Raw genomic sequence first — 14,269 nt, 5'->3', positions numbered from 1 at the left:
TGCGAATTCGAAAGAAGAAGGAAGCGTCAGCGGTTCGACCCGCCGCTTATCCGAACCCGGCCGCTACGCTTCCGCTTTGAAAGCCGGCCGGCCGAATCCGTCGTCCCGAACGGCAGGCATCGTGACCGCCACCTCCGCCCCTCTCTTCTTCGGCACGAAACGAACGCCGTACGCTTCGCCGAAATAGAGTTTGATGCGCTTGTTGACATTGTTCAGTCCGACGCCGGTTCCGCCTTCGCCGGGACGCGTCGCTTCGCCGAGCTCCAATCCGCGATTCAATTCTTCGAGTTCGAAGTCCGATAATCCGGCTCCCGAGTCGGTCACGGTCAACAGAAGCTCATCGCCGTCTTCGTAAGCGCGCACCGCGATTTCGATATTCGGTTCGTCGGTGAGCCGGCCGGCGGCGATCGAATTTTCGATCAGCGGCTGAAGGATGAACCTCGGCACGAGGCAGTCTTTCGATTCCTCCGGCACGCCGATCTCGAACTTGATTCCGTCGTTGAACCGCATGTTCGCGATCGTCAGATAATTTTCCAGATAGTCCAACTCGTCGCGCAGCGGACACATCGGATCTTTTTTGGAAAAGACGGGCCGAAGCAGATTGCCAAGAGCCACGATCGTGCCGACGATATTGTCCGCTTTGACGATCGCCGCCATCCAGCGAATCATGTTGAGCGTATTGTACAGAAAATGCGGGTTGATCTGATACTGCAGCGCTTCGATCTCCAGCTCCCGCTTTTTCTCCTGAATTTCGTTGTTTTTGTCCACCAGTTCCACCATGCTGAGCGACATCTCGTTGAAACGGCGGATCAGCGTTCCCAGCTCGTTGCCGGGAATATGGCGCATGGTGACGCCCAGTTCGCCCCGGCTCATGTCCTGCATTTTCTCCGCCAGCAGACGCAGCGGCCGCGTCATGCGGCGCAGCCAGAAATACGAAGCGACGAAGATCGCCAGCACGCTGAGCAGGAACACGATCGCGACCAGGCGCTGCACCGCGAAGATCTGCGCCGAATACTGCCCGAGCGGAATTTCTTTGGTCAGATACCAATCGGCGGCGCTCATCCGGTAATACACGACCTGCACGTCCCGTTCGCCCGCCCGCTCGTCGAAGCTGCCGTAGGACGCGTCTCCCGCGGCGGCGGGAACGAAAGCGCCCTGCGTATCGATCTGCTGCGGGCGGCTGGACGAGATGATCTTGCCTCTGGCATCCACGATATACATATCGCCTTCGTCCGGCTTCAGCGAAGCGGCGTACAGCGAAGCCAGATAACGCTCGTCGATATTGAAGATCAGCGTCGCGCTGGTGTTCGGGTCGTAGATGGCCCGCGTGCCGCGCATCAGGCTGATCAGATACCCGTCGTTGCGGCCGGTCAGATAAGGGTTATAGAACGATTTGCGGATGCCCGGTTCCAAGATCAGCTCGGGATACCGTTCGATCGTCCGCCGGAACGGTTCCGAGCTGAAAAAGCTTTTTTTCCACTCTTCTTTCGAATAAACAAGGGTCCGGTCCCGGCTTCCGCCGACCGCGCCCAGATTGTCGGAGGTGATATAGATCGAATCGATATAGCCGTAATTGTCGATAAAATCGTCGATGACGTTCTGCACGTCGTTCTTGGATTGCAGAAACTCCACTTCCGTCTTGTCCGAGATGCCGTACAGCAGATTCTGAATCCGCTCGTCCCGCAGAAACAGCATCGACAGCCGATCCACTTCGCTGACCAAACCGCCGATATTGTGGTCGAGCTGCTGGAACTGCTGCTGAAGCAGACGTTCGTTTTGTTCGCGGACCATGTTTTGCATGAACGAATAGATGAAATAAGAGAAGCCCGCCAACACGATCAAGCTGATCAGCATGACGTAGACGAGCATCTGGGTTCCCAGTTTGCGAAAACCGCTGAGCGGTCTCATGGCCGTTCACCGGAAACCGAAGCGGAGCCGGAACCGGTCAGCATTTGGCGGCGGTATTCGTTGGGATTGAGTCCGGTGACTTTCTTGAACACTTTGCTGAAATACGTGTACTCCGGAGAAAAACCGACTTCGGCCGGAATATCCGACGGTTTGAGTTTGCCCTGCATCAACAGCTCTTTGGCCCGTTCGATCCGGTAGCGGTTCAGGTAATCGACGAACGGCGTCTGCAATTCTTTCTTGAACAGATTGCTCAGGTAGCCGGGGCTGAGTCCGACATGGTCGGCTACCGTTTGCAGTCCGATATTCTCCGCGTAATTGCGTTTGATATAAGCCAGCGCGCGCTGAATCTCGTCGCTCATCTGGAGGCGTCCGGCTTCCTGCGAAGCCAATTCTTCGATATAGCGCGCCGCCTGATCGAGCATGTCGGGCAGATTGTCGCACTGTTCCAGATTCTCCGTAATGCTGTGCAGCAGCGTCCGTTCGTTATGCCCGCTGTCGTACAGCGAGGTGCCGACGGCCTGCACGAAGCGGAACGTCATCAGCTCCAGCGTCCGCCGATCGCCCGCCGCTTCGCGTTCGAAATAATCGAGCATGCCGTCGTATTCCCGCAGCGCGATCGGCGTGAGCAGGGTACGGATCTTCTCGTACCCGCGAATCCGCGCGATCTTCTCGCGCACTCCGGCCAGGTTCGGCGCTTCCCCTTCCCGATGACGGCGGCCGGGACCGGACAGGAATTTGCCGCCCAGCGCCTGATGCGCTTCCGCGTACAAGCCCGGAAGCGATTCGTAGCCGGCCGCGGTTCCGCTGACGCCGAACGAGACGGACCCGTTGAAATAGAGGCGAATCACTTCCTGAACGCGGTCCAGAATCGCTTCCGTTTCCCGGGCGATCGCCTGCTCCGAGACCAGATCTTCGAAATGCAGCACCAACGCGTACTGCTTCTCGCCGACCTGCACCGCTTCGCCCCGCTTGTGCGCGGACAGCACTTCTTCGAACAGATTGAGCAGCGTCATCTTGATCAGATGGCCGTGCTCGTCGCGGAATTTGTTTTTGAGCCGGTCGTAACGGTCGACTTCGGCCAGACAGACGCGAAGGCGGACGGGAGAAAGGCGAAGATTGCTTTTGACCGCGAACCGTCCGAACTCTTCGGCGGAGAAGATGTTGTAGAACAGAAAATCTTTGAACATCTTTTCTTTGATCAGCTCGCGATCCGACGGCGACGTCTCCGCGCGCGCGGCCGGCTGCCGCCCCGGCAGTTCTTCCAGTTCGCGCCGGACGGCGTTCAATACGCTTTCGATCTCCTGCTCGGTCATCGTGAGCTTCAGAATATAACCGGAGACGCCGAGCGACAGCGCTTTGCGCGCCAACTCGAATTCTTCCAGACAAGACAGCACGACGATCCGCGTGTCCCGATCGGCTTTCCGGACATGGCCGATCAGCGTCATGCCGTCCATCTTGGGCATGGACAGATCCGTGATGATCAGATCCGGCTTTTCTTGTTGATAATGGTTCCAGGCCGCCTGCCCGTCCGGAAAGTCGGAAGCCACTTCCATGCCGAATTTGCTCCAGTCCACCGAATTCTTGAGGCCGATGCGAACCAGCATCTCGTCCTCGACGATCATCACTTTGTACATGTCTATACCTCCTCGATCATCAGTATCCAGTCGCAGCCCCGTCCGCTCGACGGGGCGCGGAAACGACGCGTGCCCGAAGCTTGCATCCGGCCGAGCGGCGTTCGGATTCCCGTGCGCGGGCAGTACCAGCAAGCTTCCGCTTCGCCGCCTGCGAACTTGTCCAAAACGGCGTCGACGTACAAGCCGTTCGGGCAGTAGATCAGCGCGGTCCGTCCGCCGCTCGCCGCGACCCTGCGGTTGTCGCCGGGCAGATTGCCGGCGATTCGTTCAGGGTCCGGCGCGAAGTCCGGGCCGAGCAGCGGTTCGATCAGCGCGCGCAGATGCCGCATCTGCTCCGCGCCGGGCCGGCGCAGCGCTTCCCGCCACGACATCAGGAAGAAAGCGCCCGCCTCGTCGAAGTCCGTCGACGCGAATAGGCCGGGTTCGGGCACCATCGGCCAGACCGAATGATGGCCGTACGTATGGCCGAACGCGCCGGACAATACCGCGTAATACGCCGCGCGCCGCACGTCGGCTTCGTCGAAACAGCCGTTCTCCGCCCGAAATCCGATCGGAATGTCTTCGTAGCAGGGTTCGGCGTCCAGCGTCGGCTTGACCGGCGATCGGGCGTAATCGGCCTGCACCCGTTTGTCGTTCGTGATCTCCCGCTCTCCGTGACCGGATTGGATCATGTTGAAATCCAGCCAGTCTTCTTCGTGCAGATGGTATGAAGAAGACTCCGCGCCTTTGGGATGGAACGTCATGAGCTGCTTCGCGCCGCCGTCCTTCAACCCGCGCGCCGTCGCGTCCACGACGGCGAAATGCGGCCGGGTCGACAGCGGCCGGTCGCCGCCCAGCACCCAGACCAGCCCCGGCCGATCGCCGTAGCGCTCGCCCAGCCAACGCCCGTACGCGTAGGCGTTCTCCGCCGTGAAGATCTCCGGCCCGACGCCGTGCATGGCGTTGAACTTGTCGCCCCACGTCGGCAGCAGCGCGACGTACAAGCCGAAGCTCTCGGCCAAGTCGAGCAGCGCGTCGACATGGTCCCAATACGAATCCGGCCCTTCGAGGTCGGGCCGCGCCGGGTCCGGCAGCCCGTCCCCGCCGGTCAGCAGCGGCAGCCGCCCGCCGGCGTTCGGCGTCTTGACGCCGTCCAGCTCGGCGAGCAGCACGGCCTGCACGACCGTGAACCCCTGCTCGGATCGCGTGCGCAGATAATGCTCCGCGTCCTCGCCGCTCAACCGGTGGAACAATTCCCACGCGGTATCGCCGAGCCAGAAGAACGGCCGACCTTCTTCCGTTTCGAGGTAACGGCGGTTGGCCGACACCTTCAGGCGCGGCAGCCCCGCGCCGCCCGGGCGCTCCGGCGAGCCGCCGGCGGCGCCGGCAAATTCCGCCGTCGGCCGCTCGCGGCGGGAAGTTTCCCCGCCGCGGCTTTCCTCCATGCGCGCCGTTTCCCGCGCCGATGTCGCTTCTTCGGCTGCCTTCGCTGCTTCGTTCGCCTCCGCGCCGCCCACGCGCTCGCCGCCCGCCAACACCGCTCCCTCAGCCGCCCGATCCGCCTTTTCCGCTCCCGCCGAATTTCCGTATCGCTCCGTCATTCGATCTCCCCCTTTTTCGCAAGTACCTCCGGTACGTTGACCCCTCTACAAGATCGAATACACCCAATAATAGAATTCGTTCCAGCCTCTCGTTTCTCCGTCCTGCACGTATTCCAGTTTGATCCGCAGATCGCTTTTGCCCGCCGTGTAGGCCGCCGGAATCTCGAATTCGTCTTCGAGCCATCTCCGGTAAGGATTGCGGTCCGCGACGTACCAGCTCCGTTCTTCCACGAGCCGTCCGTCCACGTAGACGTTCGCCCGCTGCCGCCCCGTGACCTGATCCGAACGGCGGCGAAGCCGCACGCCCCGGTTGTCCGGGCGTACGGACACCGAGAATTCGCTCGCGCCTTCGATCTCCCGTCCCGTATCCGTCAATCTCCGGTTGCTGCCGTCTTCGTACGTCGATTCGAGCGTGTAGGGGCCCAGATCGCCCTGCGGCCGATATTCGTGAATCCCTTCCGAAGCGAGGTCGCCCACGTCGAATTCGTCGCTCAATTCCATGCCCGGTTCGTCCAGTCCGTAATAGAACAGAATGCCGGAATGGCGCAGATATTGGTTATTGAATTCGCCGGATTCGATGCCGAAGACCAGCTCCCGCCGGAACGGATACCAGTCGCCCGCGCACAATCGGACCATCGACCAGGGGTTGTCGGGCTGACCGTCGTATGCGCTGGACGGATTCTGTTCGGGCGGCGTCGGGAATCCCCAGCCGTAGCAGACCCAGCTCTCCGAACCGTCGCTCTCCACCTGCGGCGTCACGTTTCCGTCGATATGCACCCGTACGTCGCCTTCGCAGCTGATGACGCCGGGGCGGCGGGCAAACGCGGTTACATGGCCGGCTACCAGATGGCCCCGTCCTTCGATGCGCCCGATCACGCTGTCGCTTCCCGGCGACGCCTTACCCCCGTAATAATCCGAGGTCCGGAAATAGCCGGACTCCTCTTGTTTGTATCGGGCGTCTTCGCCCGGCACGAACTTCGTTTCCCACCGTTCGATCGCGGTCGAAGCCGAGCCCCGATTGACCAGTTCGATCGAAGCGCCGTTCCAGTAAGGCATCGGGAAATAGCAGTAGCCGCTTCCGTCTTCGCGTTGTCCGTGCGACAGCAAGCCGACCGGATTCTCCCCCAACTCGTTGGCGAAAAAGACGCCGAGCGGACCGTACACGTCCGGCCGTTCATGACCGTCCCACACCGCGCGGATCCAAATATCCGACCGCCAGTTTCCGTCCCGTCCGGCCTCCGCTTCTTCCGCCGTGCCCCCGATCTTCATCTCGATCGCCGATACGCTGCCTGCGCCATCGGCTTCGAACACGCGGACCGTCTCGCCCGGCGCGAGACTCAAGTGTTCCAGCGCCGCGACCTGTTCTCCGTTTGCGGCCGGTTTGGGATCGGAGCCGACGCCTCGCCACATCTCCAGCACCCGGCCGTAATCTTCTTCGCCCGTAAACGTACGGATACTTTCGCCGTTTTCCGGGCGGTTATCCGTGTAGGCGTGGTAGACGACATGGCCCCAGCCGCCGTCGCCTTTGGCCGCGCCTTTGAGCCGGATATCGCTCGTGATGCGGCACGACCGTTCGAAAGCCATCGGGACGAAGCTGCGCACGACCCGGATCGGTCCGCGTCCTCCGTCTTCGGGTCCGAGATACGCGTCCGCGAGCGGCGAGACGAACGGCGCTTTGCTGCCGAATTCCGAATGGCGAATCTCGAAGCGCGGCGTCTCCTCCCCGTCGAAATAGAACCGGAACGTCGGTTCCTCGCTGTCCGGATACCGATGCTGCACGAAATTGTACAAGCAGCCCGGGCCTTCGGCATCGAAGATCACCCATTCGCCGCCTTCGCGGTACAACCACCAGTCCCAATCCGCGTTGAATCCTCTTTTGTCGATACTTCCTTCGTACAGCACGCGCACGCCTTCCCGCATTTGCGGCAGCAGGTCGAAGCGCTCCAGATTCGCCAATCCTCTAAGTCCGACGGATGCTTTCATGCGAAGTCCTCCCTATAAGTTCCGAGTTGGGTGAAACGTTTCGACGTCGCAGCCGCCTTTACGGCTACGATTTTACAGTAAAGCGCTATCATTATCCAGAAAAAACGGTTCGCCGTCACTTGAAAATATTTGTTCAAGTAAACACGCGCAACGAAAAAGCTCCGCCTGCCGCCGGTTAAAGCGACATTCGGAGCTTCGATATTTAAGACTTGGCCCTGCCTCTATCGACTCAGCTTGGAACTCTATTGCCTACCGCTGTTAGACACCGCTTCGCTGCCCGCCAGTCCGACGTTTCTCATCTTGAACCGGCTCTCCGGCAGCGCCGGCATGCGCGACAGGCTCAGGCCGAGATCCTGCTCCGGCACTTCGTAAGACAGCCGCTTCGCGAGGAATTCCAGACCGACCCGCATCGCGTCGATCGTGAGCCATTCGCCCGCGCAGCGATGCCCGAAATTCGGATCGCCGCCGCCCTGCGGGATCAGGTCGAACGGGCTGCCGCCCCAATGTTCGAACCGTTCCGGCTTGAACAGGTCCGGATCGTCCCATAATTTCGGATCGTGCGTGGTGCCGTAAATATCGAGCAGCACCATCGTGCCTTCCTCGAACTCATGGCCTTTCCACGTAAAATCATGAATGACCGAAGCGCCGAGGAACGGCGTGAACGGATAATAGCGCCGCGTCTCCTGCACGAACCATTGACGGTACTTCCCTTCGTCCGCCGCCAGCTTCTCTTTATATTCGGGATGCTCGTGCAGCGCGATCGCCGTGAACACCACGTAGCGCCCGATCGCCACGATCGGCCGGACGATGTTGATCAGCTCGATCGCCGCCATGCGCGAATCCAGTTCGCGCCCTTGCAGATCGCGGTGAAACGCCATAACGTGAGCCGCCGTGTCTTCGGGTACTCGGAATTCCCCGGCCCGCAGATCGAGAATAAAGCCGTCCAGCCACTCTTCCGTCCGCCGCCGAGCTCTGCGGCCGGCCGCATGGCGCGGTCCGACCGCGCCGAACGCTTCGACCATGTCGCCCATATCGTCGGCGCGTTCGCGAACCGTTTGTTCGTCGATCGGCACGCCGGCCCAGCGGCAGGCGGCGCGGTGCAGCAGCTCCTGCGATTCGCCGAACAGCTCGATCTCTTCGAGCTTCTCCCAACGTCTCGCCGCCGCTTCCCACTCTTCGCGCAGCAGTTCCATGAACACGTCCAGCCGCTCGCGCGACATCAGCGACATGAACATCGCTTTGCGATGCCGATGCGCTTCGCCGTCCATCGTTTGGATCGCGTTTTCTCCGAACAACGATTTCTGAATGCGTTTCGGAATCGCGCCGGAACGCTTGAATTTCGAGGTGTCGTAGAACAGTTCCGCCGCTTCTTTGCCGCCCATGCAGATCGCGGGCTGCCCGAGCAGACGCGTGCGGAAGATTTCCGTGTCCATCTCTCTTCGCCGTTTGAAAATAAAATCGTAACCGTCTTTGAGCAGAGCGAGACTGTTGTCCAGCGTATGCTCTTGAGGCGTTTGTTCGTCGTGGGTCATGCGGTCATTCCTCCTCGTTTAAGCCTTCGTTTTGATCTCCGGTGCTTATCACGCTAACTATTACCACTTTTGCCCAAACCGCGAACCGAAAATTTTTTTGCACCAAAACCCGAACAGGTAAACCGAAACCCGTTTTCGTGCGATAAGATAATATACCGAGTTAGTGAGTTGACCGCATTGAATCTAAGGTGTGAGCCCCTCGGAAACACGCACGGTTCAAGCGGGGTTCCGAGGGGCGATTCCGTTCATCCGATCGAGACGAGATACCTGTAACTCCCATCGCCCACCTAACAAGATTCACCGGGCTTTGGCCTGCTTACGCCTTCGCGCAGCTCAACATCCGATATCTCAACCAGAAAGAAGGGAAGACCGGCCATGCCGACCGCATTCGAAAAAAATTCGTCCAAACTCATCTTCTACACCCTGGAGGCTCTGCTGCTCTCGCTGTATCCGATCTTTGCCGTCATGTGGCTGACGCGGCTGCTTACGCTATCCGACATGCTCACCTTGTTTGTCGTCGATCTTCTGCTGATCGGCGGTTATTACGCGCTGTACAAATTCGCCGCGGACAAAGTCTGGGGAAAATACGCGCTTGTCGTAGGCAGCTTCGTTGTCGGCAACGTGCTGTTTTTGTTTATTCCGAGCTCCGTCATCTGGGTGCCGTTCTTTATTTATTTGTCGCTGTCGCTTGTCTATTTGTCCAGACCCGTGGTAATCGCGGCCGGCATCACGGCCGTGCTTTCGCTGGTCCTGCAATTTTTGGCGAATCCTTTCATTCCGGTCTACGCGCCTCTCGACTATGCCGTCATCTTCATCGTTTTCGTCATGGTCGCGGTCACCAATTACGCCGTGTGCATGGTAGGACAGAACATGCTGAAAGAATCCGACCGGCAAAAAGAAAAGATCGAAGAACTGCTTCAAGAAGTCGAACGTTCCGCCGCGGAATTGAAAACGTTCGGCGAGTCGGTCGCTTCCGGCGCGAACGAGACGTTCCGCTTTTCGGAAGAAGCGGCGAGCAGCTTCTCGGAGATCTCCAAAGGCATCGAGATTCAAGCCGAAAACATTCAGGAGATCAACGAAGCGATGATCCGGTCGGGCCAAAATATCGAGCGAATCAGCGGCGAAAGCGTCCGGCTCAACGAAGTGTCGCTCAGCACCAAACAACTGACCGAAGAAGGCGGACGCAAAGCGGCCGAACTGCGCGAAGAAATGAAACAGGTTCGCGGCAGCATGCACGATACGGTATCGCAAGTACAGCTGTTGAACCGCTACGCGGAAGAAGCCCAAGCGATCTTGACCGCTATCTCGCAGATCGCCAACCAGACCAACCTGCTGTCGCTTAACGCCAGCATCGAAGCCGCCCGCGCCGGCGAACAAGGCCGAGGCTTCGCCGTCGTCGCCGGCGAGATTCGCGGCTTGTCGGCCAACGTTCAGACGTCCGCCGAAGATATCGCCGGCCTGCTGCGGCAGATCCGCGGCCAGACCGGAACCGTGTCGGATTACGTGTCGGGCAGCGAATCGACGCTCGAAAGCTTGGAGCGCCGAACGTTCGAGACCGGCGAATTGTTCGACCGGATCAATCAGGACGCGTCGGACGTCCTGTCCAAGTCGGCGGAAGTCCAGCAGAACGTCGAACGGCTCAAAGCGTTCAACGGCAGCATCGCCGGACAGGTCTCCGACTTCTCCGCGATCAGCGAACAGACTTCCGCTTCGGTGGAATTGGTCGCCGGCAGCGTCTACCGGCAGCGCGATTCGATCCGCCTGATCTCGGACAGCGTGGTGCAGCTCGAAACGATGATCGAAGATCTGCAAGGGTTGGCCGCGCGCGCGGAAGAAGCCCCTGCCCGCGAAGACGTTCGAACAAAAACAACTTAAACTTTTTGCAAAGTTACAACTTTTTCCATCCTTTTTGCGTTTGAGAAAGCAAAGGGGGAATATCATGAAGAACGATCCAACCCGACGGTCAGCCGGCCTTCTGGCCGCGCTGCCGCTTCTTCTGCTTATCTCGCTGCTGTCCGGCTGCGCCTCGGGAGCGACTGAACAAGCGGCTCCGCCGGAAAAGCCGGCTTCCGCGAACAACGCTTTGGCTTCGGATAAGACCTCTTCGTCGAAACCCGCGGTACCGAGAGAGCTTACGATCAACAAAGATACGACGAATCGGGGTCGGTCAGAGTGCATGCCGACCATCGACTACTTCGATGCGCTAAAGTTAGGCGATATCTTCTATTCCGGTCTCCGATCGGAGCAGCACGAGAAGCTGCCGCCCGAAGCGATCGGCGAACAGATCGACACGGTGGCCTATGCGATGTCCGACGACGCTTGCGAAGACTTCGTCATGCAGAGCCGCGACGCCACGTTCCTGCCGGCGGGTACGCCGATCTATAAGCTGCGGGATTACGACCCGAGCTTCCGGGTCTATGCCGAAGGCCGGATCTTCGAAGTCGCCGAGAATCCGCAAGCCGAAACGATCGGAGATCTGTACGATATCGAAGGCAAAGTGAAAAGCCTGGACCGGGTCAGCGGCAACGACGGCAGCTTCATGTGGAGTTACAGCCCGGAAGATACGGAAGCGTTCGTCTCCGACCTGCTGAAGCTGAAATACGTCGGCTTCGACGCGATCTTCAAAAACAATCCGCCGGAATATAAGACTTCCTTGCGCCTGCAATTGAAAGACGGAACGTCGCTGCGCTTGGCTTATTGGCCGAAAGCCAACGCGTTGACGACAGGAGCTTACGGAACGGAGCGAATGTTGGAGATCGTGCAGAAAGCGCGATAAGCGAATGATGTCGGGGGTAAGCGCAACGCGACTTTCGGACTGTCGGAAAATACTCGCAGTCGACACCCGACTTTGCGGCATGTTTTCAGCCGATATGCGCGACACGCGACATTCGGGTATACAGCCGCAGCCGAGAGGTTCGATATGCGGCCGTAAGCCCGAAGCCCGGAAGTTCGACATGCCGGTGTACACCCCCAGTCGGCGCAATCCTTCGCGATCGAAGCGGAGCACGACTGACCGAATCGAAGAGGAATCCGTCTCTTCTGCCGGATCATACCGAAAAGACCACGTTCGGCGCGTCTATGCGCCGAACGTGGTCTTTTTGGTGCGACTTGCGAATGCAGTTTGCACGCAGCCGCGTACGCGGGAAGCGAGCGGCTTGCAGCCTTTCTCCCCCGATCCGCCGCCGCTTTTGCCGTTCGAACGGCCGCTGCGGTTTCGTCCGCAGCGCGTGCGATCCGCGTTCGATTTCTAACGGATCGAGGCGACGCTTAGCGGGCATTTCGAGCGGTTTTGAAATGCTAACGGATTCAGATGACGCTTAGAACGCAAATACGCCGGTTTTCAGCCGAAAAAAAGGCGAATTACGCGGCTAACGAATCCACGATCCCTTAGAATTCCGCAACGGCTTATTTTGCGTCTCTAAGGAATCCACGATCCGTTAACAACGCCGCTTCGCCGCATACGCCTGAGACATGCCTGAGACAAGCCTTCGATACGCCTGCGCGAACGGACCGTTCTCGGCAATCCGTTTGCTTCCGCCGCCGACGCGACTTTCGAGCGCGGCCCGAGCGCACGCTCTACGGGCGTTTATTTGCCCTCCACTTTCTTCAGGTCGTCCAGACGGATATCGCCGATCGATCCGACGATCAGATCGGCGCGGCTCAGATCCTGATTGCCCGAATTCGGATTCACGTATCCGATGCAGCGCATCCCCGCTGCTTGGGCCGCGTCGATGCCGTGCTTCGAATCTTCCAACACGACGCAGCGTGCCGGATCGACGTCCAGCAGTTCGGCGGCGCGCAGATAGACGTCCGGCGCGGGCTTGCCTTTCGGTACCTGTTCGCCGCTGACGACGACGTCGAATTCGTTTCGCAGGCCGAATTTTTCCAATACGGCTTCGATGAATACCGGCGGAGAAGACGAAGCGATCGCGCGCGGAATTCCGCCTTGTTTCAACTCTTCCAGCAGTTCCCGGATTCCTTCGATCGGTTCGAGTTCCGCCAGACGAAGTTCCTCGATTTTTCTGCCCATCTGATACGCGATGATCTCTTCCGCCGTCGGCCCGATGCCGTACTCTTCGCGGATGATGGCCCACTGTTCGGGGTTGGTCATGCCGACGTAACGTTCCAGGTCTTCCTGCGTCACCGCATGTCCGTAATACGCCATCGTTTGACGGTCCACGTCGAAATGCAGCGGTTCGCTGTCGATGATGACGCCGTCCATGTCGAAAATGAAAGCTTGAATCATGGTCGTGCTCCTCCCTTGGGATAGTATGCCGACCGAAAATAAGTCGAGGTCCCTCTGATTGAACCCGGTCAGCTCGCTAGGTCTACGTTCCACCATAACGGGTGCAAGCGCAAGAAGTCAAAAATGCTCAAGCCTCCTAGCCGCCGAACGATTCGGGAATAATGTCATCGTTTCGACAATTGCCCCCTTCAGCCAGAGTACGTATAATATTTCACATAGATAACATTTTGAAAATGGGTTATTAAAATTTAAAGGCCGCTTTTAGGCCGTATACGCAAACTCGCCGATTTTTCTGAAATTCGTTTTCTAAGGAAGGACTTGAATGACCATGAGATTGACTATCGGGATGCGGAATATCAAGACGGCGATCGCCGTGTTTCTCTGCGTGCTGATCTCGTTCGCCCTCAAACTGGAATATCCGTTCTATGCCGCGATCGCTACCGTGATCGCCATGGAAAGTTCGATCACCAGTTCCTATACCGCGGGCAAAAACCGCACGATGGGCACGTTGGTCGGCGCCGCTTTCGGCGGTTTGTTCGCGTTCATCCAGCCGCATAACGCTTATCTGGCCGCACTCGGCATCGTCTGCGTCATCGCCGTCTGCAACCTGCTGAAATGGAATAAATCCGTGTCGATCGCCTGCATCGTGTTCCTCGCCATCATGCTGAATCTGCGTCCGGGAGAACCGGCTTTCGCTTATGCGCTGCACCGGGTGCTGGATACGCTGCTCGGGATCGGCGTCGCCGTGCTCGTCAATTATTTCGTGCTGCCGCCCAAACACGATCGCAATCTGGAGCGGGCCCGGCTAAAAGTCCGCCGCCATCTGTCCTGTCTGGCCCGTCAACTGCTGCGCGAAGGCGGCGGCATCCATATCAGCCCGCTGAAGAAAGACTTGGCCGCGCTGCAAGCCGTGTGCGACACGTACAAAGAAGAATTCGATCTGGGCAACAACAAAAATCACGATCTCGTCTCGCGCATCGAACAAGAACTCGACGTCTACCGCAATACGTATTCGCATATGCGGATGATCCGTCTGCTCACGGACCCGGACCCGGAAGGCTTCGCCAGCCTCGGCACCAGCCTGCTCCAAGCGTCCAACCAGAAAGCCGAAAGCGCCTTGTCGACCGAGTCGCAGGCGATCATCTACCGCTATCACGTCGCCTGCATCCTCGGCGAACTGCAAACGCTCGGCCTCGTCGTGCCGATCGAGATCGCTTACCCGCTGGAAACCGCTTCGCGTCCCGCGCCGCCTAGCATGGCGCAGACCGGCGGCAGCGGCAGCGGGTCGCCGGGCGAAGCCCCGGCCCGCAAATCCCGTCTGGCGCCTCTTTCCGCCAGACCTTGAATACAACAAAGCCGCGGCGCATTCTCCGCGGCTTTTTCTTA

General features: G+C 59.2%; 9 protein-coding genes. 3 read left to right on the top strand and 6 right to left on the bottom strand.

Going from position 1 to position 14,269, the window contains the following annotated elements; translation table 11 throughout:
- Positions 1-63: 63 nt before the first annotated feature.
- The 5 genes from CDO73_RS09845 to cypC form a co-directional block, all read right to left on the bottom strand.
- Entirely contained in the window at positions 64-1,908 is a 1,845-nt protein-coding gene (locus tag CDO73_RS09845) for a cache domain-containing sensor histidine kinase (RefSeq protein WP_088488348.1), read from the bottom strand.
- Positions 1,905-3,542, bottom strand: a complete 1,638-nt coding sequence (locus tag CDO73_RS09840; RefSeq protein ID WP_088488347.1) for a response regulator — start codon at positions 3,540-3,542, stop codon at positions 1,905-1,907. Before CDO73_RS09840 ends, CDO73_RS09845 begins: the two co-directional genes overlap by 4 nt.
- Positions 3,543-3,544: 2 nt before the next feature.
- Positions 3,545-5,122 (bottom strand): glycoside hydrolase family 140 protein, encoded by a 1,578-nt coding sequence (locus tag CDO73_RS09835; RefSeq protein WP_256972637.1) that lies wholly within the window; start codon positions 5,120-5,122, stop codon positions 3,545-3,547.
- 45 nt (positions 5,123-5,167) lie between these two features.
- Positions 5,168-7,105: a DUF2961 domain-containing protein gene (locus tag CDO73_RS09830; protein WP_088488346.1), complete on the bottom strand. Its 1,938-nt coding sequence runs from the start codon at positions 7,103-7,105 to the stop codon at positions 5,168-5,170.
- A 242-nt stretch (positions 7,106-7,347) separates the two neighbouring features.
- Positions 7,348-8,637: a CYP152 family fatty-acid peroxygenase CypC gene (gene cypC, locus CDO73_RS09825; protein WP_088488345.1), complete on the bottom strand. Its 1,290-nt coding sequence runs from the start codon at positions 8,635-8,637 to the stop codon at positions 7,348-7,350.
- A gap of 375 nt (positions 8,638-9,012) precedes the next feature.
- Between cypC and CDO73_RS09820 the strand changes: the two genes are divergently transcribed.
- Both CDO73_RS09820 and CDO73_RS09815 read left to right on the top strand, forming a co-directional pair.
- Positions 9,013-10,512, top strand: coding sequence for a methyl-accepting chemotaxis protein (locus CDO73_RS09820; protein WP_088488344.1), 1,500 nt, complete (start codon positions 9,013-9,015; stop codon positions 10,510-10,512).
- Positions 10,513-10,576: 64 nt separating this feature from the next.
- A complete protein-coding gene (locus CDO73_RS09815; protein WP_088488343.1) occupies positions 10,577-11,413 on the top strand; it encodes a hypothetical protein in 837 nt (278 codons plus the stop codon).
- An 810-nt stretch (positions 11,414-12,223) separates the two neighbouring features.
- On the opposite strand, the gene CDO73_RS09805 is transcribed toward CDO73_RS09815, so the two are convergent.
- Complete coding sequence (locus CDO73_RS09805) at positions 12,224-12,883, bottom strand: HAD family hydrolase (RefSeq protein ID WP_088488341.1); 660 nt, start codon at positions 12,881-12,883, stop codon at positions 12,224-12,226.
- A 322-nt stretch (positions 12,884-13,205) separates the two neighbouring features.
- Between CDO73_RS09805 and CDO73_RS09800 the strand changes: the two genes are divergently transcribed.
- Complete coding sequence (locus CDO73_RS09800; RefSeq protein WP_256972636.1) at positions 13,206-14,228, top strand: FUSC family protein; 1,023 nt, start codon at positions 13,206-13,208, stop codon at positions 14,226-14,228.
- Positions 14,229-14,269: the final 41 nt, after the last annotated feature.

The sequence above is a fragment of the Saccharibacillus sp. O23 genome (genome assembly GCF_002205895.1).
Lineage (GTDB): Bacteria > Bacillota > Bacilli > Paenibacillales > Paenibacillaceae > Saccharibacillus.
Note: the sequence above shows the minus strand (reverse complement) of the source record. Positions and strands in the feature narration are given on the sequence as shown.

What these genes read in the sequence shown, in the direction of transcription:
- CDO73_RS09815 (WP_088488343.1), top strand. Translation starts at nt 10,577, where the DNA reads ATGAAGAACGATCCAACCCGACGGTCAGCCGGCCTTCTGGCCGCGCTG.
- CDO73_RS09805 (WP_088488341.1), bottom strand. Translation starts at nt 12,883, where the DNA reads ATGATTCAAGCTTTCATTTTCGACATGGACGGCGTCATCATCGACAGC.
- CDO73_RS09835 (WP_256972637.1), bottom strand. Translation starts at nt 5,122, where the DNA reads ATGACGGAGCGATACGGAAATTCGGCGGGAGCGGAAAAGGCGGATCGG.
- CDO73_RS09840 (WP_088488347.1), bottom strand. Translation starts at nt 3,542, where the DNA reads ATGTACAAAGTGATGATCGTCGAGGACGAGATGCTGGTTCGCATCGGC.
- CDO73_RS09820 (WP_088488344.1), top strand. Translation starts at nt 9,013, where the DNA reads ATGCCGACCGCATTCGAAAAAAATTCGTCCAAACTCATCTTCTACACC.
- cypC (WP_088488345.1), bottom strand. Translation starts at nt 8,637, where the DNA reads ATGACCCACGACGAACAAACGCCTCAAGAGCATACGCTGGACAACAGT.
- CDO73_RS09845 (WP_088488348.1), bottom strand. Translation starts at nt 1,908, where the DNA reads ATGAGACCGCTCAGCGGTTTTCGCAAACTGGGAACCCAGATGCTCGTC.
- CDO73_RS09830 (WP_088488346.1), bottom strand. Translation starts at nt 7,105, where the DNA reads ATGAAAGCATCCGTCGGACTTAGAGGATTGGCGAATCTGGAGCGCTTC.
- CDO73_RS09800 (WP_256972636.1), top strand. Translation starts at nt 13,206, where the DNA reads ATGACCATGAGATTGACTATCGGGATGCGGAATATCAAGACGGCGATC.